At 51.8% G+C, this 23,289-nt stretch carries 15 protein-coding genes; 9 read left to right on the top strand and 6 right to left on the bottom strand.

The genetic code is table 11. The annotated features are described in order from the left end of the window. Window positions 1-715 precede the first annotated feature (715 nt). Together HXZ99_RS09045 and tadA are read left to right on the top strand one after the other, a co-directional pair. Window positions 716-2,125: a Na+/H+ antiporter NhaC family protein gene (locus HXZ99_RS09045; protein ID WP_194756966.1), complete on the top strand. Its 1,410-nt coding sequence runs from the start codon at window positions 716-718 to the stop codon at window positions 2,123-2,125. Between the two features lie 9 nt (window positions 2,126-2,134). Beyond that, a complete protein-coding gene (gene tadA, locus HXZ99_RS09040) occupies window positions 2,135-2,632 on the top strand; it encodes a tRNA adenosine(34) deaminase TadA (protein ID WP_194756965.1) in 498 nt (165 codons plus the stop codon). Between the two features lie 3 nt (window positions 2,633-2,635). On the opposite strand, the gene HXZ99_RS09035 is transcribed toward tadA, so the two are convergent. Together HXZ99_RS09035 and mltF are read right to left on the bottom strand one after the other, a co-directional pair. Continuing rightward, a complete protein-coding gene (locus tag HXZ99_RS09035) occupies window positions 2,636-2,797 on the bottom strand; it encodes a hypothetical protein (protein WP_194756964.1) in 162 nt (53 codons plus the stop codon). 68 nt (window positions 2,798-2,865) lie between these two features. Then, the gene (gene mltF / locus HXZ99_RS09030; protein WP_228517872.1) at window positions 2,866-4,299 is read right to left on the bottom strand and encodes a membrane-bound lytic murein transglycosylase MltF; all 1,434 of its coding nucleotides are present in this window, start codon (window positions 4,297-4,299) and stop codon (window positions 2,866-2,868) included. 160 nt (window positions 4,300-4,459) lie between these two features. Between mltF and purL the strand changes: the two genes are divergently transcribed. Next, window positions 4,460-8,344 carry a phosphoribosylformylglycinamidine synthase gene (purL, locus tag HXZ99_RS09025; protein WP_194756962.1) on the top strand — a complete coding sequence of 1,295 codons (3,885 nt, stop codon included), beginning with the start codon at window positions 4,460-4,462 and terminating at the stop codon, window positions 8,342-8,344. A gap of 47 nt (window positions 8,345-8,391) precedes the next feature. Here purL and HXZ99_RS09020 read toward each other — a convergent pair whose 3' ends face one another. The 3 genes from HXZ99_RS09020 to HXZ99_RS09010 all read right to left on the bottom strand — a co-directional run bounded on the left by HXZ99_RS09020 (window position 8,392) and on the right by HXZ99_RS09010 (window position 11,649). Further along, a complete protein-coding gene (locus tag HXZ99_RS09020) occupies window positions 8,392-9,744 on the bottom strand; it encodes an alkaline phosphatase (protein WP_194756961.1) in 1,353 nt (450 codons plus the stop codon). Between the two features lie 19 nt (window positions 9,745-9,763). Beyond that, the gene (gene smrA / locus HXZ99_RS09015; protein ID WP_194756960.1) at window positions 9,764-10,357 is read right to left on the bottom strand and encodes a DNA endonuclease SmrA; all 594 of its coding nucleotides are present in this window, start codon (window positions 10,355-10,357) and stop codon (window positions 9,764-9,766) included. Between the two features lie 128 nt (window positions 10,358-10,485). Continuing rightward, window positions 10,486-11,649: a DcaP family trimeric outer membrane transporter gene (locus HXZ99_RS09010; protein ID WP_194756959.1), complete on the bottom strand. Its 1,164-nt coding sequence runs from the start codon at window positions 11,647-11,649 to the stop codon at window positions 10,486-10,488. A 154-nt stretch (window positions 11,650-11,803) separates the two neighbouring features. Here HXZ99_RS09010 and acs point away from each other — a divergent pair, with 154 nt between their 5' ends. Then, a complete protein-coding gene (gene acs, locus HXZ99_RS09005; RefSeq protein ID WP_194756958.1) occupies window positions 11,804-13,747 on the top strand; it encodes an acetate--CoA ligase in 1,944 nt (647 codons plus the stop codon). Between the two features lie 32 nt (window positions 13,748-13,779). Then, entirely contained in the window at window positions 13,780-14,421 is a 642-nt protein-coding gene (locus HXZ99_RS09000) for a response regulator transcription factor (protein ID WP_194756957.1), read from the top strand. A 604-nt stretch (window positions 14,422-15,025) separates the two neighbouring features. Here the strand turns inward: HXZ99_RS09000 and HXZ99_RS08995 are convergent. Next, the gene (locus HXZ99_RS08995; RefSeq protein ID WP_194756956.1) at window positions 15,026-18,490 is read right to left on the bottom strand and encodes a PAS domain-containing hybrid sensor histidine kinase/response regulator; all 3,465 of its coding nucleotides are present in this window, start codon (window positions 18,488-18,490) and stop codon (window positions 15,026-15,028) included. A gap of 185 nt (window positions 18,491-18,675) precedes the next feature. Between HXZ99_RS08995 and HXZ99_RS08990 the strand changes: the two genes are divergently transcribed. The 4 genes from HXZ99_RS08990 (at window position 18,676) to HXZ99_RS08975 (ending at window position 23,286) form a co-directional block, all read left to right on the top strand. Then, a complete protein-coding gene (locus HXZ99_RS08990) occupies window positions 18,676-18,942 on the top strand; it encodes a DUF4212 domain-containing protein (protein WP_194756955.1) in 267 nt (88 codons plus the stop codon). Window positions 18,943-18,945: 3 nt separating this feature from the next. Beyond that, on the top strand, window positions 18,946-20,652 hold the full coding sequence (locus HXZ99_RS08985) for a sodium:solute symporter family protein (protein WP_194756954.1): 1,707 nt from the start codon (window positions 18,946-18,948) through the stop codon (window positions 20,650-20,652). Between the two features lie 175 nt (window positions 20,653-20,827). Beyond that, window positions 20,828-22,669, top strand: coding sequence for a DUF294 nucleotidyltransferase-like domain-containing protein (locus tag HXZ99_RS08980; RefSeq protein ID WP_194756953.1), 1,842 nt, complete (start codon window positions 20,828-20,830; stop codon window positions 22,667-22,669). Then, window positions 22,669-23,286, top strand: coding sequence for a 3'-5' exonuclease (locus tag HXZ99_RS08975; protein WP_194756952.1), 618 nt, complete (start codon window positions 22,669-22,671; stop codon window positions 23,284-23,286). The genes HXZ99_RS08980 and HXZ99_RS08975 overlap by 1 nt, the downstream gene beginning before the upstream one ends. The last annotated feature ends 3 nt before the right edge of the window (window positions 23,287-23,289 follow it).

Here is a 23,289-nt window from a genome sequence, read left to right as displayed (position 1 = left end):
CGTCCTCAATCGGTCACATACCATCAAGGTATGCTCCCTCAATCGGTCGGTTTATGCCTTGCTATTGGCGCGCCGGCCCGCGCTTCGAGTGCGGTGGGAGCTGGCTTGTCAGAAAGCCTCTATGGCTGCGTTATAATCGAAGCTCAATCGGTCACATACCATTAAGGTATGCTCCCTCAATCGCTCCGATTATGCCTAGCCCTAGAGGTTTCTGCCCGCGCTTCGGGGGCTGGCTTGTCAGAAAGCCTCTATGGCTGCGTTATAATCGAAGCTCAATCGGTCACATACCATTAAGGTATGCTCCCTCAATCGCTCCGATTATGCCTTGCCCTAGAGGTTTCTGCCTGCGCTTCGAGTGCGGTGGGAGCTGGCTTGTTCGGCATCGAGTAGCCAACGCACCGCGTTGGTCAGGTGCGGATAAGAGCCCGAAGCCTAAGGCCAACGCAATGCGTTGGCTACGTCAGGTGCCCGTTATGTAGCCAACGCACCGCGTTGGTCAGGTGTGGATAAAAGCCCGAAGCCTATGGCCAACGCAATGCGTTGGCTACGTCAGGTGCCCGTTATGTAGCCAACGCACCGCGTTGGTCAGGTGTGGATAAAAGCCCGAAGCCTAAGGCCAACGCAATGCGTTGGCTACGTCGCAAGCGTAACGCATTGCGTTGATAACAAAGGTGGTTTAAGGTTTCACAAGCCAACTTTGTTTAGGGATTTCTGCATGAATACCGATTTAGGCTGGATTAGCCTGTTGCCCTCTCTCCTTGCCATTGCCTTTGCGATAGCTACCCGAAAAGTGATTTGGGCGCTGTTAGGCGGTGTTTTACTCGCTCATGTGTTGTTGTTTATGCCAAATGTGGGGGCGGGATTGTGGTCCGGTACGATAAGTTTGGGGGAAACGCTTATCGAGCCGAGCAACCAACTTATTTGGGGGTTCACCCTTGCCATTGGTGCGCTCTTCGGCGTACTCGAACGGGGCGGCACCTTTACCCATTTCGTGCGTGCGTTAGAACAAAAACAGATCGTGCCGAATAAACGTCGCGCCCGCTTGTTTACCTGGTTACTGGGTGTGGCGGTGTTTATTGAATCAAACGTATCTATTATGACATCGGGAACTACTTCGCGGCCGGTGTACGATAAGCTGGGTATTTCTCGACAGAAGCTTGCCTACCTTGTGGATTCCACCTGCGCTCCGGTCTGTATTTTAATCCCACTCAATGCTTGGGGCGCGTTTAACCTTGGCTTAATTGGTAATCAAGGCGTTGCCGATCCGCTCACGACCTTGGTCTATGCGGTGGTGCTGAATTTCTACGCGATTGTCGCTTTGATGATGGCGTTTGGTGTGGCGTGGACAGGTTGGTCATTTGGCCCCATGCGTCGTTACGAACGTGAAGCCCGACTAAAGGCCGCCGACATCGCGGAGAAGAATATGTCGCTCGGTGAGGCGCGTGGGCCGAAGGAAGTGATTCATCGCGGCGCAGTAGCGACTGTATTGGTGAGTTTGATTACCATGGTGTTGCTCGTGCCCATTATGTTGTACATCACAGGCGACGGCTCTATTGTGCGCGGCAAAGGTATGGTGAGCGTCTTTGTTGCCATTGTCACCGCCTTGGTGATTGCCATTATTGGCACTGCATGGAGCTTAAGAACGTCTTGGAAGACGTTGATTGAGGCAATACTCCGAGGCGCGTGGAAAATTCTGCCGCTGGCGATTATCTTATGGTTGGCGATTACCTTAGGAGATGCCACCCGCACTCTGGGCAGTGGTGCCTATCTGGCCGATATATTGAACGAAGCCTTACCCACTTGGATACTTCCGGCGCTGATCTTCTTACTGGCAGCGCTGACGGCATTTGCTATTGGTTCGAGTTGGGGAACCTTCGCCATCATGTTACCCCTAGCCATTCCTTTGGCCATGAGCTTAGGCTTACCGGTTCCCTTATTGGTAGGTGCCGCGCTGGCCGGTGGCATTTTTGGTGACCATGCATCGCCGATTAGCGATACCACCATTATTGCATCGCTGGCATCAGGGGTTGATCATATTGAGCACGTGCAAACCCAACTACCTTATGCCTTGCTTGCGGCGTTCGTGACTACGGTGCTCTATGTGATTGCCGGGATCATGATGTAAAATGACATCATGAGCGAATTAGATGAATTCTATATGCAGCGGGCAATTGCCCTTGCTGCCGAAGCGGAAGCGGATGGTGAAGTGCCCGTCGGCGCTGTGTTGGTGTATCAAGATGAAATTATTGGGGAAGGGCGCAATCAGGTCATTGGCGGTTGCGATCCTTCGCTGCATGCGGAGGTCAGTGCAATTCGTCAGGGTGCTGCTAAGCTCGGTAATTATCGTCTGCTCGATACCACGCTTTACGTCACCTTAGAACCATGTCCTATGTGTGCGGGCTTGCTGGTGCATAGTCGAATAAAGCGTTTAGTGTACGGCACCGCAGATCCGAAAACTGGCGCCGCTGGGAGTTTGTTAGACCTGACTCGGCATGCTCAATTGAATCATCAAATTGAGGTGAGTGATGGCGTTCTTGAGGCCCAGTGTCGTCAACAATTGTCTGGCTTTTTTCAAAAGCGCCGCGCCTTGCAAAAAGCGTTAAAACGGGCCGCTTCTGGTGAGAAACCCTAAAATCTAGAGTTCTTCTGGCTCCCGACAATCGATGGGGAGGCTTACTTTATGGCAGGTTTCTGTGGTGTAAAACCATTTAGAACGGCGGTCGGCGACCGAACGTTGATGGCGCTTCCAAAGTTGGCGACGACGTTCATTGCGCAGTACCCGGCTCTTTCGTCCCATCACCTTTCCCCTTCTGGTCTTGTTTTTTGTTCTTTGTAACAGCTTTTAGACGGGATTACCACGTTCGCTTACTGCGCTATTTGTTCTTGGCGAACGATTGCCTCTGATTCACCATTGGGAAGTCTATCTTGTTCGTCTAGCCACACTAAGGTATCAAAATAACGTCGAATATTTTCTACATAGCGCACGGGTTCGTCGCCCCGGGCGAAGCCAAAGCGGGTGGTGCGGTAATATTGTTTCTGCCGAAGCAATGGCAGACGCTCGCGTACATCAATCCAGTAGTCTGGATTGCCGCCTTGGCGTTGTGTAATTACCCGCGCATCCTCTAAGTGACCGAGGCCTACATTGTATGCGGCGAGGGCCATCCAGGTGCGATCCGGTTCTTGAATTCGATCGGGCAAACGGCGGTGTAACCGATGCAGATAATCGGCACCGCCACGAATACTTTGTTGCGGGTCGAGACGACTGCGCACGCCTAACTGCTCGGCAGTAGGGAGGGTAAGCATCATCATGCCGCGCACGCCGGTTGGGGAGCGGGCCCAAGGGTTCCAATGGGATTCTTGATAACTGAGAGCCGCCAATAAACGCCAATCAAACTCACCGGCGTATTCTTCAAATAAATCACGATAGTCCGGCAGAATATTCTCTGTTGCAGCGATGAACGCGCGCGTGTCGACCACATTAAATTTCGCGACGTGACCAAAGTAGCGATCAACGAGCTGCACCAACAACCCACTTTCATGACTGGCGCCAATAAACTCAATGGCCGCTGCATACAGGGAATCATCGGTGCCTCCGGGAAACGCCCATGCCAGTGGGGTATCGTCACGCACGGTAAAGGCTATCGAGAGATCCGGATATGCACGCCGCTTGATATCTAAGTGATGGGAATCCGCGATGGTAAAATCAATTTCGCCGCGCATAACATGGTCGAGCAGCTCATCGGCGTCATACAGCGGCGTGCTACTCCACTCTAACTCGGGGTACTGCTCGCTTAAGCGGTTCAGCAAGCCCTCGTGGCTGCTACCGGTCACAACGCGAATGCGGCCGTCAACCTGCGACCAGTCTCTTGGCCGATCGCGACTATCTTGGCGATAAACCAATTTCTGTTCAACGTGGTGATAGGGCGGGGAAAAACGAAAAATGCGTCGCCGCGAATCGGTAACATCAAGGCCGGCCGCGAGAAAGTCGACTTCGCCTGCTTCCAAAAGCTGCCATAATTCTCGCAGTTCATAACGCACAACAATATCGAGGTCGACGTTGAGTGAATCGGCGAAACTGCGAAACAATTCGTATTCGAAGCCAGTGCCGCTGTGATCAGCGGCTAAATAGTAGTTCACCGGTGACATCATGGTGCCAACCCGCAAGCTGCCTCGTTCTTGAATGCGTTCAAGTTGGTGTTGGTCCACTTTGTCAGCCTGGCAAGCGCTCAAAAGAAAAATGAGCAAACTTCCCACGAACAGGGAAAACAACGAGTGCCGCTGCGTTCGCGTTGCCTGCATCATAAATCTCTTACCTCGGTGTCGAACTACTCTGTAGACCATAAACTAGTTATACCAGAAGGAAGTGGTCGGTGCATTCTCGTTTGTGTCGCAAATTGCCTCACTTTTCTCTATAATGCAGGGCCATCCAAGTCCCTCTTTGCAATCCGGAGCTTTACCAGTGGAAATCCTTCGTGGTTCACCTGCTTTGTCTGAATTTCGTGCTCAAAAAACGCTGCAACGCCTGCAGGCAGAAAATTTGCCTGTCACGGCAATTTATGCGGAATATGTTCATTTTGTTCACGCCAGTTCACCGCTCACCACAGCGCAAAAAGAAGTGCTAGACGCATTACTTCATTATGGCCCGCAGCGGGAATCTCATGCGCCAGATGGATTGCTTGTGTTGGTGACGCCACGGGTGGGCACCATTTCTCCTTGGTCTTCAAAGGCGACCGATATCGCCCACAACTGCGGACTGGCAAGCGTTGAGCGGATAGAACGCGGCGTGAGTTACTATCTGCAAGGTGAGCTAAGTCCGGCGCAGTTAAAGAACGCGACGTTGCTTTTGCATGACCGCATGACCGAGAGCACCTTTTCCCAGTTAGATGATGCAAGTGCCTTGTTCGCGGAGCAATCGCCAGTTCCTTTTACAACTGTTGATATTTTGGGCTCAGGCCGGTCGGCACTGGCTGATGCAAACCGTGACTTGGGACTTGCTCTTGCCGACGACGAAATTGATTACCTGACGGAAAACTTTATTAAGCTGAACCGAAACCCGGTGGATGCTGAGCTGTATATGTTTGCTCAAGCCAACTCGGAGCATTGCCGTCATAAGATTTTTAATGCGTCTTGGACGATTGATGGTGTTGATCAAGAAAAATCCCTATTCAAGATGATCAAGCGCACCTATGAAGCGACGCCAGATTATGTGTTGTCGGCCTACAAAGACAACGCAGCGGTGATGGAAGGCTCAGAAGCCGGACGTTTCTTCCCAGAAGCGGGCACAAGTGAGTATCACTACCATGGTGAGCCGATTCATATTTTGATGAAAGTAGAAACCCATAACCACCCAACCGCAATTTCACCATACCCCGGCGCCGCAACCGGTAGTGGTGGTGAAATTCGTGACGAGGGCGCCACGGGCATCGGTGCAAAACCGAAAGCAGGTCTGGTGGGTTTCTCTGTCTCTAATTTGCGTATTCCTGGCTTTGAACAGCCTTGGGAAGCTGATTTTGGTCGTCCTGGGCGCATCGTTAGCGCGCTGGATATTATGCTTGAAGGCCCATTAGGTGGCGCTGCATTTAATAACGAATTTGGTCGTCCGAACATCACCGGGTATTTCCGTACCTACGAAGAACAGGTTGTGAGTTTTAACGGTGAAGAAGTACGTGGCTACCATAAGCCGATTATGATTGCCGGTGGTTTAGGCAATATTCGTGCTTCGCACGTAGAAAAAGATGAGATTCCAGTAGGCGCACCACTGGTAGTGCTTGGTGGCCCAGCGATGAATATCGGGTTGGGTGGCGGCGCGGCGTCGTCGATGGCCTCCGGTGAATCGTCAGAAGCCCTCGATTTTGCCTCGGTGCAGCGCGATAACCCAGAAATGGAGCGTCGTTGTCAGGAAGTGATTGACCGCTGCTGGCAGCTTGGTGATGAGAATCCGATTGTATTTATTCATGATGTGGGCGCAGGCGGACTATCGAACGCGCTGCCAGAGCTTGTGAACGACGGCGGGCGTGGTGGTGAATTTAAACTTCGCGCAATCCCCAACGATGAGCCAGGCATGTCGCCCATGGCGATTTGGTCAAATGAATCCCAAGAACGCTATGTAATGGCCATTGCGCCGGAGCGTTTGTCGGTTTTCGAGGCGATTTGTCAGCGTGAGCGCGCCCCGTTTGCTGTGGTTGGTGAAGCCACTGAGCGCCAGACCCTGCGTTTGTATGATGAAGTTTTTGATAATTACCCGGTGGATTTACCCCTCAATGTGCTTTTGGGCAAGCCACCGAAAATGCATCGCAATGCAACTACCCACGCTGTGCAAAGCCCGGCGTTAGATACCCGCGCCATTGATGTCCACGATGCGGTGCAGCGGTTGTTGCGGTTGCCAGCGATTGCCGAAAAAACCTTTTTGATTACCATTGGTGATCGCAGCGTTACCGGTCTAGTGGCACGCGACCAAATGGTCGGCCCGTGGCAAATTCCGGTGGCCGATTGTGGTGTGACCGCCGCCTCTTATGACAGCTATGCCGGTGAAGCAATGGCGATGGGCGAGCGTACGCCTATTGCGTTGTTAAACCACGCCGCATCGGCGCGGGTCGCCGTGGCTGAAGCCATTACCAATATTGCGGGTACCGCAATTGGTGATTTTAAGCGCATTAAATTATCAGCAAACTGGATGGCACCGGCAGGTCACCCTGGCGAAGACGCCGGCTTGTATGCGGCTGTTAAAGCCGTAGGTGAAGAATTATGCCCAGCACTGGGATTAACTATTCCGGTCGGTAAAGATTCCATGTCAATGCAGACCCGTTGGCAGGAAGGCGGTGAAGAGAAAGCCGTTATTTCTCCATTATCACTGGTGATTACCGCGTTCGGTCGCGTTACCGATGTGCGTAAAACGGTAACACCCCAGTTGCGTCCTGACATCGATGGAACGCGATTACTGTTGCTCGATTTAGGGCGCGGTCAGAATCGTTTAGGCGCATCAAGTTTGGCGCAAGTGTATCGTAAATTGGGCGACCAACCGGTTGATCTCGACTCGCCCGAGCATTTGCGTGCCTTCTTTACCGTGATGCAAGAGCTGGTCGCACGGGATGAGCTTTTGGCGTATCACGATCGTTCAGACGGCGGTTTAATGGTAACCCTGGCGGAGATGGCGTTCGCTGGAAATTGTGGTGTTGATGTAAGCCTGCCTGCCCAGCAAGATGCAGTAGCTGCTCTTTTTGCTGAGGAATTAGGGGGTGTGATTCAGGTTTCTGCACAAACTGCAGACTATGTGAAGCAGCGCTTTGCGGAGCTTGAGTTGGCCGATGTGGTGGTTGATTTAGGGACGGTGACCGCCGACAACGCAGTGATGATTCGCCAGCAGGACACGGTGGTATTTAACGGCGATCGCGCACAGTTACGCTCGATTTGGGCGGAAACCACACATCAAATGCAGCGTCTAAGAGATAACCCGGCGTGTGCTGATCAAGAGTTTGCCAGCAAGCAGGATCCGCTGAACCCTGGCCTGCATGCGGAACTAACTTATGATCCGTCGAACGATATAGCCGCTCCTTTTATTCTCAAAGGTAGCGCCCCGAAAGTGGCGGTGTTGCGTGAGCAAGGCGTGAATTCTCATTACGAAATGGCAGCAGCCTTTGATCGTGCCGGTTTTCAAGCCATTGATGTGCACATGAGCGATATTTTAAGCGGACGTGTGCAATTAAATGACTTCCAAGCGCTGGCGGCGTGTGGCGGCTTCTCTTATGGCGACGTACTTGGGGCCGGTGAAGGGTGGGCGAAGTCTATCCTCTTCAACGCGCAAGCGCGGGAGCAATTTGCTCAGTTCTTTAACCGGACAGATACATTGGCGCTCGGCGTATGTAATGGCTGTCAGATGTTGTCATCGCTGCATGAGTTAATTCCAGGCACTAGCCATTGGCCACGCTTTGTCACTAACCGCTCTGAGCGCTTTGAAGCGCGGGTTGCCATGGTGGAGGTGCAAAAGAGCCATTCACCTTGGTTTGACGGTATGGCTGGCTCTCGCATGCCTATCGCGGTATCCCATGGCGAAGGCCGGGTCGAGTTTGCCAATGCCACGGCTGTACAAGGGTTAACGGAACAAGGCCAAGTCACCCTGCGTTACGTGGATAACTTTGGTAAGGTCACGGAAACCTATCCGGCAAACCCCAATGGTTCGGTGCAGGGGATTACCGGTATTACCAACGCCGATGGCCGCGTTACAGCCATGATGCCGCATCCAGAACGGGTGTTCCGTAGTATTGCCAACAGCTGGTATCCAGAAGCATGGGGCGAAGATGGCGCGTGGATGCGTATATTCCGAAATGCGCGGAAAACGCTAGGCTAAGTGAAATTGACATATAAAAAAGGGGCTTTCGCCCCTTTTTTATTGGTTTATTGCACCCATTCAATCAATTGGCGACCAATGTCTGTTTGGTCTTGGAATCCGCGAAAATAATCCGCCCACGGGCCAAAGCTAATCACAGGAACATCTTCACCGGTGTGGCCTCCGGTTGTCCAACCGGTGCCCGTGTGAAAGCGTACAATGTCGACCAGCACCTGTTGAATCGCACGCCGGTTGCGCTCAGAGCGGGTTGATTGCTCACGTAACGCCGACTGTTGCTCCACGGTCAGTGGGAAAGGTAGGTATTGTTCAATGTATTCATCCCAATCCACTGCAGCCATATCGACAAGTTCAACGGCCATAGTGCGCAAGCCACGACCAATTTTATGCACTTCCGCGGCCAACCATTTGTAATCACCATCGGCGCCTAGGGTAAGGCCACCGGTGGAGTGGTCGGCCGTGAGAATCACGGCCGTGTCATCGCGATTGCCCGCATAGTCATGCAAAAACTCCATTAGCTCTTCGAGTTCAGCCATCTCGTGCATCGCACACGCGATGTCATTGGCATGTCCACACCAATCCACCATCGATGCCTCGATCATAATAATGTATGGGCCATCCTCTTGATCAAGCAGTCGCAACGCTTCTTCACTCATCATGCGCAAACGTTTTTTATCGTCAATAACATAGGGGAAGGCGTCATCGTGGAACAGACCTAATACCGGCAAACGCTGCTGCGCTTGCAGTTGCTCGTAACTATCAACAACACGAACGCCAGCACGTTGCAGCGTGCGCAGCCGGTCTACTTCGGTGCCATCTTCTTCAGTACGCACAAAATGGCGGGTACCACTGCCGAGCAAAATATCAAACTTGGCACTGCCATCTTCGCGTAAGGTAGCGATTTGATCGGCAATATCGGCCTCCATACGGCGCGATGGTGCGTGAGTGAAGAACGCAGCGGGGGTAGCATGGGTTACGCGCGTGGTAGCCACAGCACCTGTGCGCCAATTGTTGTCTTTGGCATACTGCATCACGGTGCGAATTGGGTTGTGATCGGCATCAACAGAAATTGCGCCGTTATAGGTTTTGTATCCGGTAGCTAGTGCTGTGGCGCTCGCCGCTGAATCGGTTACCTGGGTGTCATCCGCCGGATACGTACTGGCCATGCCAACAAAATAGCGATCAAACCAAGTCCGCTCAACATCGGCATCATGGGTGTAGTTGCGACCATCTTTAAAATGGCGATAGGCGGTAAGGTACGGGAACCCCATGCCATCGGCGATCACCAGAATAATTCGCTGTGGCCCATCAGTGCGATCGCTATTGGTTTCGGCGGCAATAGCCGTGCTGTTGCTCACAGACAATAACAATGCGAGAAGTAACGCACTTACAAAAGTTCTCATAGTTGCTTTCCTATCTAATTTATCGTTTGCGATTTTGCTCTTTATTCGCAAGTTTAGTCGTTGGATTTTTCCGAATTATGACATAGGTTGCACCAGCACCCCCATGCTTCTTCTGTGCCGTATGAAATGCCAACACCGGCTCTAAGTCTGGCAGCCATTGGTTACATAAGCTTTTCAATAGTGCAGGACGGGGCTGGCTTTTGACACCAAGCCCGTGAATGATGAGCGCTGTACGCACACCCGTGCGATAACACTCGTTGATAAACCCAGCCACTTCGCGGCGTGCTTCGCGCACCCGTAACTGGTGTAGATTAAGTGTGGCATGAGGTTCGTATTGGCCGCGCTTTAACTGCCGAAACACGCCATCTTGGATACCGTTTTTGCGCCACGCTATCGGATCATGGGGTTCCACCCACTCTCGAACTTCGTCGCTCAGTGCAATACTATCGGCATCTTCACTGGCCTGCGCTGCTTTGCGCCGTTCTTCCTGCTGCTCTGGCGTGAGGCCTTGTTTCTGCCGCAGGACGACATCATCGGTTTTCATGCGGGCTACATCATGCATAAGCTCGCGAAATAAATCTAAACCATCATCCGGTTGATCTGAATTTGCCATACCGCCCCCAGTTCCGGAACATCACTTCAGGCAGTATATCAAATCCCCTTCAAATAGGATCCCCTAACAACAGTTCCACCCCTGGGGCGGAACTGTTGTTGGGATTCGCGCTGGGGGGCGGTTAGTGTTTAGAAGGCGTAACGCACGCTCAGCTGAAAGCGTTGCAGCGCGCCGTCGTCGGCGCTCAGGAGTTCGCGATTTGCTTGGCTTAATTCAGCACCAATAATGAGTTTTTCATTCGCTTGATACATGAGGTTTACCGCCACCCGCTGGGTATGGTCGTTGGCGTTAACACCGGTTAATTCACGCTGATCTTTAAACTGACCGCGGGTGAAAATGACATTGGTACGGTATTGCTCACTCCAAACATGTCGGTAGGCTACCGTAAAGCCGGTATAGCCCAAGGCATCGAGATTTAAATCTTGCGTGATCACCGCGTCATTGGTTGAGTTTACGCCCACATAGCGGCCAATACCTTCCCCATGCACAATGCCAGCGCGTACATCATGGGGACCTATATCAATCTTGGTGCTAAGAGCAATGCCGTAGCCTGCGGTGGTGTCGTTCACGCCTTGCTGACGGTACTCAAGCTGCCGATAAATCCCTGCCAGAGACACATGCACGTTTTCAAATTGCGCTTGATAGCGTGCGGTTAAATCAGGCATCGCAGTATCGCCGGTCGTAATACGGGCAGTGCCACCTTGATAAGGTGTCACTGTGGTTTCCGGTGCTTCAACCGAGAACGACCAACCATTGGCAGTGGTGTAGCGAATTTGGGGTTGTCGGTTAAACACGATGCCGTCAGGATTGCCAATAAAGTCGGGGCTTTCCGGAATAATGGTGACATCCATAAAGTTGCTCCAGAATTGACCAGCAAGCCAATTCTGGTATTGGATATAGGCATGTCGCACCCGCGGTGTATAACTGTTGGTGACACGTTTATCGCCATTGGGGGTGCCAAGAAAATCAAATTCAACGTAGCCGGTGATGTTCTCGCCATTGGCAAGTTCTTGGGTCGCGCGAAAGAAGAATCGTGATTCCCGTATATGAAAATCCGTATAAGTATTGGCATCGCCACCTATGGGTGTAAGACTAGGCACATAGAAATCACGGCCAATGCTGCCAGAAGGTAATGCGCCGCTATCGGTGCGCGTTACCATAGCATCAAACTTCAGATAGCCCCCGTAACTAAATTGAGTGTCTGCATGGGCCTGAGTTGTCGGCACAAAAGTGCCCACAAGGAGTGCTCCTGCAAGCGCACTAAATGACGTGAGCGATTTTAAAGATGCCATGACGTTCTCCTCACTGACGTTGCTAATTCGTTGTCTTTTGGTGTGTTTAAGCATTCGGTAAGATGCAGGGAGAATCAATCTAGACTATGGTCTAATAGGTTTCCCACGGCAGAATCAGTACAACTGAGTGCATCAGATTTAAGGAGGAACACAGATGTCTGCAAAACTTTATCCGATGTCGGACGCAGTGAAAGCCCATGCGCGGCTCAACCCTGAGAGCTATCAAGAAAAATATCAGGCATCGATTGCCGATCCAGAAGCATTCTGGCGTGAGGAAGGCAAGCGTATTAGCTGGTTCAGCCCTTATAGCCAAGTAAAGCAAACGAGCTTTGCACCAGGGAATATCGACATTCAGTGGTACAGCGATGGCACACTGAATGCGTGTTATAACTGCGTCGATCGCCATTTAGCAGAGCGCGCAGACAAGACAGCGATTATTTGGGAAGGCGACGAAGTTGATGTGCAAAAGCATATTTCGTTTCGTGAACTCCATGAAAGCGTGGCACGTTTTGCCAACGGCCTGAAGAAACTGGGTGTGGGAAAAGGCGATCGGGTGGCCATTTACATGCCCATGGTGCCAGAAGCCGCTTACGCCATGCTTGCCTGCGCTCGGTTAGGTGCGGTGCACTCGGTGATCTTTGCGGGTTTCTCACCCAATGCTATTGCCGATCGGGTAAACGATTGCGGCGCCAAGGTTGTGATTACCGCCAATGAAGGCCGTCGTGGCGGAAAAACCGTGCCGCTGAAACCGAACGTAGACAAAGCCCTCGCCAACAATGCGTGTGAGAGTATCGAACATGTGGTGGTGCTAAAGCATACGGACACGGATTACGATTTGGTTGAGAATCGTGATCGCTGGTGGCATGAACTCATCGGTGATTGCGATACCGACTGTCCGCCAGAAGTGATGGCCGCAGAAGATCCCCTATTTATTCTCTACACGTCGGGCTCCACCGGGAAACCGAAAGGGGTGGTGCATACCACTGGGGGCTACATGGTGTATGCCGCCATGACCCATGAATACGCTTTTGATTTGCAAGAAAATGATGTGTACTGGTGTGCGGCGGATGTGGGCTGGATTACCGGCCATAGTTACATCGTTTATGGTCCGTTAGCCAATGGGACCACTACCTTGATGTTTGAGGGTGTGCCCACTTACCCAGATGTCTCGCGCATCGGCAAAATTGTCGACAAACATCAGGTAACCATTTTATACACCGCGCCTACGGCTGTGCGTGCGCTCATGGCGAAAGGCACTGCCGCCGCGAAAGGGAGTACTCGCGAGAGTTTGCGTCTACTAGGCTCGGTCGGTGAGCCCATTAACCCAGAAGCCTGGGAGTGGTATTACGATACGATTGGTAACAGTGCCTGTCCTGTGATCGATACCTGGTGGCAAACGGAAACCGGCGGCATATTGATTGCACCATACCCTGGGGCCACCGATATGAAGCCCGGCTCTGCCATGCTGCCATTCTTTGGAATTAAGCCAAAATTGGTAGATAACGACGGCAAAGTACTTGAAGGGGCCACCGAAGGTAATCTCATTATTGCCGACTCATGGCCTTCTCAAGCTCGCACGCTTTGGGGTGATCATGGGCGTTTTGAGCAAACCTATTTTAGTGCCTATAAGAACGTGTACTTTACCGGTGACGGGGCCCGTCGCGATGAAGATGGCCACTTCTGGATTACCGGCCGCGTTGATGATGTGCTGAACGTGTCGGGTCACCGTTTAGGTACTGCGGAAATTGAAAGTGCGTTGGTCGCTCATAAATCGGTGGCGGAAGCGGCTGTTGTTGGCTATCCCCATGACCTTAAAGGGCAAGGTATTTACGTGTATGTCACTGTGGTGGATGGCGTAGATGCCAACGATGATTTGCGCACCGAATTGGTGAAATGGGTACGCTCAGAATTGAGCCCCATTGCGACGCCAGACTTTATTCAGTGGGCACCGGGCTTGCCGAAAACGCGCTCAGGTAAAATTATGCGCCGTATTCTTCGTAAAATTGCCTGCAATGAACATGATCATCTTGGGGATACCTCTACGCTGGCGGATCCGAGTGTGGTAGATTCGTTAATAGAGAATCGACTTAACCGGTAAGGAACCGGGCGCATAGCTGCCCGGAATGCGCTATGACCCGATTACTAATCGCTGATGATCACCCGTTATTTCGCGAGGCCCTGCAAGGGGCGCTCGCGAATCATTTTTCTGATTTGCATATTCGTGAAGCAGATACCCTTGAATCGACCTTAACGGCTCTCGCCAGTGACGACGATATCGACTTACTGTTACTCGATCTACACATGCCCGGCGCAGGTGATTTATATGGTTTAATTCGCATTCGCAACGATTACCCAATGCTTCCTGTCGCCGTGATCAGCGGCACCGAAGATATTCAAGTAATTGGCCGTTGTATGGGCTTTGGCGCCCTCGGTTTTATCCCCAAGTCGCTTCCATCAGCGCAGATTGCAGCGGCCATCGCCAGCATTCTCGACGGCGACGAGTGGGTTCCCGAAGGCGTTGCCGAACAAATTTCGGATGTGTCCCAAGAGGATAAAGCCCTCGCGGAGAAAATTGCCGATCTCACACCGCAACAATATCGCGTGCTTTACTACGTGCACGAAGGCTTACTCAACAAACAAATCGCCTATGAGTTGGGCATTACCGAAGCCACAGTAAAAGCCCACATGACAGCGATCTTCCGCAAGCTTGATGTTTATAATCGAACGCAGGCGGTGTTGATTGCAGAAAGGCTTCAACTCTCCCCTCCTTAGGAGCTGGCTTGTCCGGCATCACCACTAGCCGCGTTATAAACCGTCCTCAATCGGTCACATACCATCAAGGTATGCTCCCTCAATCGGCCGGTTTATGCCTTGCTATTGGCGCGCCGGCCCGCGCTTCGAGTGCGGTGGGGGGGGCTTGTCAGAAAGCCTCTATGGCTGCGTTATAATCAAAGCTCAATCGGTCACATACCATCAAGGTATGCTCCCTCAATCGCTTCGATTATGCCTTGCCCTAGAGGTTTCTGCCTGCGCTTCGAGTGCGGTGGGGGTGGCTTGTCCGGCATCGTGTAGCCAACGCATCGCGTTGGTCAGGTGTGGATAATTGCTAGACCTACGGACCAACGCAGTGCGTTGGCTACAAAGGTATGAGGATGAGGTTGGGAATGGTTGGCTTGTCCGGCATCGTGTAGCCAACGCATCGCGTTGGTCAGGTGTGGATAATTGCTAGACCTGCGGACCAACGCAGTGCGTTGGCTACAAAGGTATGAGGATGAGGTTGGCGCCCAAATATACAGAGATGTACTTGCAGCGACGCGCAAGGCGCTGAGCGTCGCCCCAACTCCATCACTCAACACGGGACATTCCCGACGCCTGACTACTCAGCGCGGGTCTCTTTTTGGCGTTGCATGTGTTGTAGCAAAGCTTTGAGCTGGGCGGGACGCACGGGCTTCGATAAAAACTGTAAGCCGGCATCGCGAGTCTTTATTTTTAGTTCGGGATCCCGCACTGCGGTCACTAGCGCTCCGGGCAGGTTTTGTTGCCAAATATCGCGAAGTTGTTGCCACAGGCTCAATCCATCGTCGTGTTCACCGAGTTGATAATCGAGTAAGACGCCATCAGGTTTGGCGTTTTGCTGTGCCCACGTGAGTGCGTCTTGTGCCGAGGTAAATTGAACTGCGCTACAATTCCATTTTGATAAGAGCGCCTGCAACGCATCAAGGTTTTCTTGGTTATCGTCGACGCATAAAATCTGCAAGCCATCATGGGCTTGTTGGGAGCGCTCATGCTTTTCTCGCGGGATGATTTTTGCAGTGTCCCCTAATGGAACACGCACTGAGAAACAGCTACCGTGTCCGAGTTCAGAGCGCACGGTTAGCGGACATTCAAGCTGCTCGGCCATGCGTTTAGCCACACTTAAGCCTAAACCGACACCGCTGGTGCTGCCTTTGTGCAAACGAATAAAGGCTTCGAATACTTCGTCATATTTTTGCGAGGGGATTCCTGGGCCGGTATCCCAAACACTTAATTCAGCAAAGTCGCCGCGCTGGCGCACGGTAAGCAATACCTTGCCGTGCTCTGTGTACTTAATGGCATTGGAAAGAAAGTTTTGAATAATGCGGCGCAAATATGTGGGATCTGTAAACACGGTTAAATTGCGTAGACGGGTTTTAAATTGCAGATCGCGCTGTTCTGCTAACACCGCATACTCAGGCACGAGTGGAGCCAGAATAGTGCCCAGATCGATATGGCGAAGCTGAGGCTGCATGGCCCCTTGGTCCATCTTGGCGATGGACAGGAGCGCGGATAGCAGGTGTTCGGTTGAATCGAGAGCGGTATCCACTTTATGCACTAAGCTACCGTTGCGAGCATCAAGTTCGTCCGCATTCACTGCCGAAAGGTACAATCGCGCCGCATTCAGCGGTTGCAAAATATCGTGACTAGCCAGTGCAAGGAAACGGGTTTTGCTGGCATTGGCGGCCTCAGCTTCCGCTTTAGCTGCTTGCAGCGCTTTCTCGATGTCGCGGCGACGCTCGATTTCCTCGGTCAGTTCCCGATTAATTTCACGAACTTCGTCAGTACGGCTACGAATTCGTGCTTCTAAATCGATATTGGCATCTTCCAGTGCTTGTTGCGTTTCGATGTGCTCGGTCACGTCGGTGAAACTGGTGACAAAGCCGCCGTTGGGTAACGGATTCCCCACCATTTCAATCACGCGACCATCGGAGCGGCGACGGATAAAGCGATGGGCTGAACCTTGTTGCATGTGACGCAAACGCTTTTCGACCAACTCATCAATGTTACCGACACCACATTCGCCGCGCTCGGCGTTATAGCGAATTAAATCGGCGATAGGACGGCCCGGCTGCACTAAACCATCGGGATATTCGAAGAGTTCTAAGTAGCGCCGATTCCAGACGACTAATCGCAACTCCTTGTCCACCACCGAAATCCCTTGTGCGAGATTCTCAAGGGAGGAATACATAATGGATTGCTGAGTTTGCAATGCTTGGGTGGTGTCATCGAAAAAATGCACCACTTCTTCTAATTTAAGCTCTCGATTATCGAGCGCGGCATTCACTAAAGAGCGTGCGGTGGCGGCCCCGAGCACGCCACTGATAGAGCGCTCGGCGTAGTCAATAAAGTGAGCATCTGCGATGCCTTCGCGGTGGAGCGTAGTGTGACGCTCGTAAGTGCTGACTAACTCGTTGCAGCGCTCAGCGCCTAAAAATGTTTCCATCAGCAACACCAGATCTGCCACGCGGGTGGTATCACGCTCGGTCGATTTGGTCGTTACGGTCTGCTGCTGGGCTGCGCGCGGTTGTACAAAGGCGGTGGCTTGAATTTTGTCAACCAGTGCCGGTACGGATAGATAGCTAAATACGAGATAAGCCAACACATTGAGGCCTAAGCTGATCACGGTGCCATGGGTAATAATGCGCTCTGCTAGCTCTGGTGTGTTTTGAATGAGCGGCAATAAAATAGCGAACAACCAACCTAACATGCCGGCGATCAAACCCATGTACACCCCTTGGGCATGGCCTCGGCGCCAATATAGTCCGCCGATAATCGCCGGCAATAATTGCAGAACCACAGAGAATGCCAACAAACCAATACTGACAAGATTCAGGCGTGCCATCCATAGGTGATAACAAGCCCATCCTAAAAGTAAAACGGCGGCAATAGCGACGCGTCGAACTCGAATTAATCGCCGTGAAAAGCGATGCGATTGTGGGATTTTGCGCCCCTCTCGGGTGAGCCAAATGGGCATAACCACGTCATTACTAATCATGGTGCTTAAAGTCAGGGTGGCGATAATCACCATGGCAGTGGCGGCAGAAATACCCCCGATGTAGACCAAAATCGCGAGCCAGGCGTGACCATGTTCAAGGGGAATTAAGAGTGGAAACGTTGACCCATCACTTTCGCCGCTCAGCAGGCTCTGACCGCTAATCGCCAGTGCGGCAATGGCCAGTGAGGTGAGGGCCAAATACAAAGGGAATAACCAGCGGGCGGTACTCAAATGGCTCAAGCGCAAATTATCCACCACGGTTACGTGAAATTGCCGAGGCAGGCACAAAATTGCGCCCGCAGCCATGGCCAATTGAATGAAGAACTCAGGGGTGAGGGTACCGCTGAGTGTCCATCCTGAACTTAAGTCCATGCTGTTGAGCTGCGCTGCTAAGGAGACATCACTGCCACTGCGAAACAGTATCCAACCGAACATGGCGGCGGCACAGAGTGCCACCAGCTTCACCACAGATTCAAAGGCGATAGCGAGCATCATCCCGGAGCGGTATTCGGTTACTTCTAAGCGGCGGGTACCAAATACAATAGCAAACAGGGCCATAAGAACGGCCACAGCCAGCTCTTTTAAGGAACCGCCCGTTGTTTCTGGCGGAAGCTCACTGAGCACATTAAAGCTAATGCCGACAGCTTTAAGCTGAAGGGCGATATACGGAATAATGGCAGCGGCGGCAAATAGCGTGACCACCAAAGCCATGCGATGACTTTTGCCATAACGCGAGGCGATAAAGTCGGCAATGGACGTGGAGTTTTGCTGTTTACTGACCAATACCAGTTTGCGAATCACCGGCAGTGCGAATACATACAATAAGATGGGGCCCAGTAGAATCGGTAAAAAGCTCCATCCGCCATCGAGGGCATTGCCCACGGCACCGTAGTAGGTCCACGTGGTGCAGTAGATCGCAAGCGATAACCCATATACCCACGGATGCAGACTCAGGCGATAGCCGAGCGTCGATTTTTTCTCGCCCCAAAGCGCAATGGCAAATAATAAACCGATATAGCCCAGGGCAGAGCCAATTAAAATCAATGTCATAGAAGTGTGTATTCATAGAAACAGTGCACTTAATCTAACACTTTAGTCGGAAACCTCCAGTGAAAAACCCGCTATTCGACTAAGGTCCAATTCCCCAATGTACCCGCTTCCACCATGCTTGCTTCGTACTCTGGCAATACCCTTAATTTGCTTGAGGTAAACAATAACAACTGGAGGAAACGCACATGGCATTTGAATCGGAAGATCATGCCAAAGCCTATTGGAAAGAAAACCTGTCCTTGATGATCAAGCTGTTGATCGTCTGGTTCACGGTTTCTTTTGGCTTCGGCATTATTCTGGTGGATCTGCTCAATCAGATCACCTTCTTCGGCTTCAAGCTTGGCTTTTGGTTCGCCCAGCAAGGCGCTATTTACACGTTTATCGTGCTGATTTTTATCTATATCCATCAGATGAATAAGCTCGATAAAAAATACAAGGTCGACGAGGAGTAATTCATGGATATCAAAACACTCACGTTTATCGTCGTCGGTCTTACCTTCGCTCTATATATCGGTATTGCGATTTGGGCGCGTGCGGGTTCTACCAACGACTTCTATGTTGCCGGAGGCGGTGTTCCTCCTGTCGCAAACGGCATGGCCACAGCGGCCGACTGGATGTCAGCGGCGTCATTTATTTCCATGGCCGGTTTGATTTCAATTCTTGGCTATGATGGCAGCGTTTATTTGATGGGGTGGACTGGGGGCTATGTGCTTCTGGCCTTGTGCTTGGCACCCTATCTGCGCAAATTCGGGAAATTTACCGTACCTGACTTTATTGGGGATCGTTACTATTCCCAGACTGCCCGCACGGTCGCAGTTATTTGTGCCATCTTGGTATCGTTCACTTACATCGCCGGTCAAATGCGTGGTGTGGGCGTGGTATTTAGCCGCTTCCTTGAGGTAGACATTGCAACGGGCGTACTCATTGGTATGGCCTTGGTGTACTTCTACACGCTGCTCGGCGGCATGAAAGGGATCACCTATACCCAAGTAGCGCAATACTGTGTGTTGGCGTTTGCTTACACAGTGCCTGCGGTCTTTATCACGATGCAAATGACAGGTCATATCCTGCCACAAACAGGATTTGGGGCGACCTTAGCCGACGGCTCTGGTCAGTATTTGCTCGATCGACTCGATGGGCTGTCCACGGAACTCGGTTTTGCCGCCTATACCGAAGGCACCAAGTCCCGACTTGATGTGTTCGCGATTACTATGGCACTGATGGTGGGTACCGCGGGTTTACCCCACGTGATTATTCGCTTCTTCACGGTTCCTAAAGTAAGCGACGCGCGTCGTTCAGGCGGCTGGGCATTGGTATTTATCGCCGTGGTGTACACGACAGCGCCTGCCATTGCGTCCATTACCAAGGTCAACATTTTGAACACTTTGAATGGGCCCGAGCAACAAGGTGTGCTCTATGAGGAAGCGCCGAGTTGGGTGACTAATTGGGAACAAACAGGCTTAATTCGTTGGGATGATCACAACGAAGACGGACGCATGTTCTTTTCCAATGATGAGCGCAATGAAATGCATGTGGATGCCGATATTATCGTATTGGCGAGCCCTGAGATCGCAAACTTACCGAACTGGGTGGTTGCATTGGTGGCCGCAGGTGGTGTGGCAGCAGCACTGTCAACGTCCGCGGGTCTGTTGTTGGTGATTTCTAGTTCCGTATCTCACGATTTATTAAAGCGAACACTCATGCCGGATATTTCCGACCGACAAGAGTTGTTATACGCAAGGATTGCGGCGGGTGTGGCGGTGCTCATTGGTGCTTACTTTGGTATTAATCCACCGGGCTTTGTAGCGCAGGTGGTCGCCTTCGCGTTCGGTCTGGCTGCGGCCTCGTTCTTCCCAGCGATTATTCTTGGAATATTCCATAAGCGGATGAACAGCACCGGAGCCATTGCGGGCATGGTGGTAGGTATTGTGTTCACCTTGTCCTATATTATCTACTTCCGCTTTATTAATCCGGCGGCAGATAATGCGGAAAACTGGTGGTTCGGAATTTCTCCAGAAGGGATTGGCACAGTCGGTATGCTGTTGAACTTTATCGTAGCTATTACGGTATTGAAGTTCACCAAAGATGCACCGAATGAAATCCAAGAACTGGTGGAATCGATTCGCTACCCGAAAGGTTCGGGTGCAGCAACAAGCCACTAAGGAATCAAAGCCCCGCTTTTGCGGGGCTTTTTGTAGATGTGGGCCCGGCATGACGTAGCCAACGCATCGCGTTGGTCCGTAGCCCGAGCCATATTCATCACCTGACCAACGCATTGCGTTGGCTACAGCGAAGTATGGTAACCAACGCATTGCGTTGGTCACAAAGGAGTATGCGATGACGAGCGATAGTCAGGATATTCGTCGCTTTTTACAGCAAACGCCGCCCTTTGATGGGCTTGAACCTGATCTGCTAAAACGTGCAACGGACAAGATGCAAGCAATGTACTTGTGTCAGGCTAATCGTGACGAAATTATTCGCGGTGACCGGCCGATGCTGTACTTGGTACGTTCAGGGGCGTCGGATTTAATCGACAAAGATGGTCAGCATATTGAACGGCTAGAACCGGGCGATCTGTTTGGCTATCCCTCGCTACTTACGGGCAGGCCCATTACAAATAAGTTGCAGGTGATCGCCGATGGCATTTTGTGGACCTGGTCAGCCGAGGTGTTTGATGAACTAAGGCACCGTTCACAAAGTTTTGAACGTTACTTTATGAATGCCCATGGCCAACGTCTTCTAACCGAACGCAGTACGCGCTCGGGCGGGCTGGATTGGACGGAAAAAAGCTTGGCATCGATTCTCAATCGTGAACCTGTGGCCATTGCAAGCGACGCCACAATTCGTGAAGCTGCGATTAAGATGTCGCAAGAGCGAGTGTCTTGTTTGTTAGTCGTTGATGAGGAACAACTGCGCGGCATTCTTACTGACAGGGATTTGCGCAATCGCGTGGTGGCCGCGGGTTTGAGCACCGAAGTGGCGGTAACGGCGGTGATGACGCCGATGCCTGCTGTGGTCTATGCCCGAGAAAGTTTGTTTGATGCGTTAACGGCCATGGGACAAACAAATATTCACCATTTGCCGGTTTTAGATGAGCATGAACGGCCCGTGGGGGTGATAACGGCCACGGATTTAATGCAGCAGCAACGTAGTGAGCCGGTATTACTCATAAATGCCTTGTTTAAGGCTGCCGATCGCGAAGCGCTGGTGCAAGAGGCGAAGAAAATTCCAGATTATTTACGCAGTTTTGCCAGCCGCGTTAAGGATATTGGGACCATTGGTCGCCTACTCACCTCGCTCACCGATGGTATGACCAAAAAGCTTATTCGGTTATATGAGCAAGAGCATGGCTCGGCGCCCTGTGCGTATGTGTGGCTGGCGTTTGGCTCGCAAGCACGCGGCGATCAAACCCTCGGCTCAGATCAAGATAACGGCCTGCTGCTGGCCGACACTGTCACTGACGGTCAGCGGCAGTGGTTCGCGGCCATGGCAACTTACGTGTGTGAAGGGTTGGCTGACTGTGGGATACGCTTATGTCCCGGCGACATTATGGCGATGAACCCAACATGGCAAAAAACGAGTGTGGAGTGGGATGATCAATTTCAAAAATGGATTCGCTCGCCCACCCCAAAAGCCATTATGCACAGTATGATTTTCTTCGACAGTCGCGCAGTTGCAGGTCACGCCAGTCTCTATCGGAGCCACCGAGAGCGGGTGGCAAAGCAGGCACAGCGGGATATGTTTTTAGGAAATATTGCCCGCCATATTGGTGAGCTGAGTGTGCCGTTGGGCTTGTTTAACCGCTTTCGCACCAAATCTGAGGGTGAATTTGAATACATTGATATAAAAAAACAGGCCATTGCGATTCTCAACGATATTGTTCGTTTATATGCTTTAGCCAAGGGGATAACGGCGCCATCGACACCTGCGCGGCTTGAGCAATTGCGGGGCAAAAGCTTGCTCAGTGATAAAGACAATGCCAATCTATTGGAAGCGTGGCAATTTCTCACGCAGCTACGCTTAAATATTCAAATGTACCGGCAGCACGAGGCAATTCCTGCAAACGCGATTGATCCTGAATCCCTCAGTATGTTGCAGCGGCGCCAACTGAAAGCCGCTTTTCGCGTGATCAAAAATGCCCAACAAGGGGTGACCTTTAAGTTTGGCAGGAACATGTAATGACGTGGTTAGGGCAGTGGCGTGAGCATCGGCAACCGTGGCAAAAGCGCAAATGGCTGGCGCTGGATATTGAAACCAATGGCTTGAACCCAGAGCAGGATGGCATGCTATCTCTAGCCTGGGTGCCGATCTATCCACCTTGCATTGCCCTTGATCAGTCGCGCTATCATTTGGTGCACAGTGATATTGCCTTGAATCAAAGCGCGGTGGTACATCGTTTATCACAAGAGGATATCGCAAGCGGTCGTCCGCTGCGAGAGGTCATCGAGGCGTTCATCGCCGCGGCGGATGGTCATTACCTGGTTGGCCATCATCTGGCTTTTGATTGGGCGGTGTTACAACGGGCATTGTATTTGTTGGGAATAAAATGGCGACCGGCCGGGCGTTATTGCACATTGCATGCGGAGAAAAAACGCTTAGAGCGGCATTCACAAGGGATTTCTCAAGGGGCGTTAACGCTGGCTGCAAGCCGTGAGCGCTATGGTTTAGATGCGTTCGTTGGTCACCACGCACTACAGGATGCAATCGCGTGCGCTGAACTTTTTCTCGCTCAGGTATATCTGAGTACTGGCGGGAAAGGCGTATCGGCCCGCAGCGTATTGAACGATGGGCGTTAACAG

This window comes from Aliidiomarina indica, from assembly GCF_015354615.1.
Lineage (GTDB): Bacteria > Pseudomonadota > Gammaproteobacteria > Enterobacterales > Alteromonadaceae > Aliidiomarina > Aliidiomarina indica.
Note: the sequence above shows the minus strand (reverse complement) of the source record. Positions and strands in the feature narration are given on the sequence as shown.

What these genes read in the sequence shown, in the direction of transcription:
- HXZ99_RS09045 (WP_194756966.1), top strand. Translation starts at nt 716, where the DNA reads ATGAATACCGATTTAGGCTGGATTAGCCTGTTGCCCTCTCTCCTTGCC.
- tadA (WP_194756965.1), top strand. Translation starts at nt 2,135, where the DNA reads ATGAGCGAATTAGATGAATTCTATATGCAGCGGGCAATTGCCCTTGCT.
- HXZ99_RS09035 (WP_194756964.1), bottom strand. Translation starts at nt 2,797, where the DNA reads ATGGGACGAAAGAGCCGGGTACTGCGCAATGAACGTCGTCGCCAACTT.
- mltF (WP_228517872.1), bottom strand. Translation starts at nt 4,299, where the DNA reads ATGCAGGCAACGCGAACGCAGCGGCACTCGTTGTTTTCCCTGTTCGTG.
- HXZ99_RS09020 (WP_194756961.1), bottom strand. Translation starts at nt 9,744, where the DNA reads ATGAGAACTTTTGTAAGTGCGTTACTTCTCGCATTGTTATTGTCTGTG.
- smrA (WP_194756960.1), bottom strand. Translation starts at nt 10,357, where the DNA reads ATGGCAAATTCAGATCAACCGGATGATGGTTTAGATTTATTTCGCGAG.
- HXZ99_RS09010 (WP_194756959.1), bottom strand. Translation starts at nt 11,649, where the DNA reads ATGGCATCTTTAAAATCGCTCACGTCATTTAGTGCGCTTGCAGGAGCA.
- acs (WP_194756958.1), top strand. Translation starts at nt 11,804, where the DNA reads ATGTCTGCAAAACTTTATCCGATGTCGGACGCAGTGAAAGCCCATGCG.
- HXZ99_RS09000 (WP_194756957.1), top strand. Translation starts at nt 13,780, where the DNA reads ATGACCCGATTACTAATCGCTGATGATCACCCGTTATTTCGCGAGGCC.
- HXZ99_RS08995 (WP_194756956.1), bottom strand. Translation starts at nt 18,490, where the DNA reads ATGACATTGATTTTAATTGGCTCTGCCCTGGGCTATATCGGTTTATTA.
- HXZ99_RS08990 (WP_194756955.1), top strand. Translation starts at nt 18,676, where the DNA reads ATGGCATTTGAATCGGAAGATCATGCCAAAGCCTATTGGAAAGAAAAC.
- HXZ99_RS08985 (WP_194756954.1), top strand. Translation starts at nt 18,946, where the DNA reads ATGGATATCAAAACACTCACGTTTATCGTCGTCGGTCTTACCTTCGCT.
- HXZ99_RS08980 (WP_194756953.1), top strand. Translation starts at nt 20,828, where the DNA reads ATGACGAGCGATAGTCAGGATATTCGTCGCTTTTTACAGCAAACGCCG.
- HXZ99_RS08975 (WP_194756952.1), top strand. Translation starts at nt 22,669, where the DNA reads ATGACGTGGTTAGGGCAGTGGCGTGAGCATCGGCAACCGTGGCAAAAG.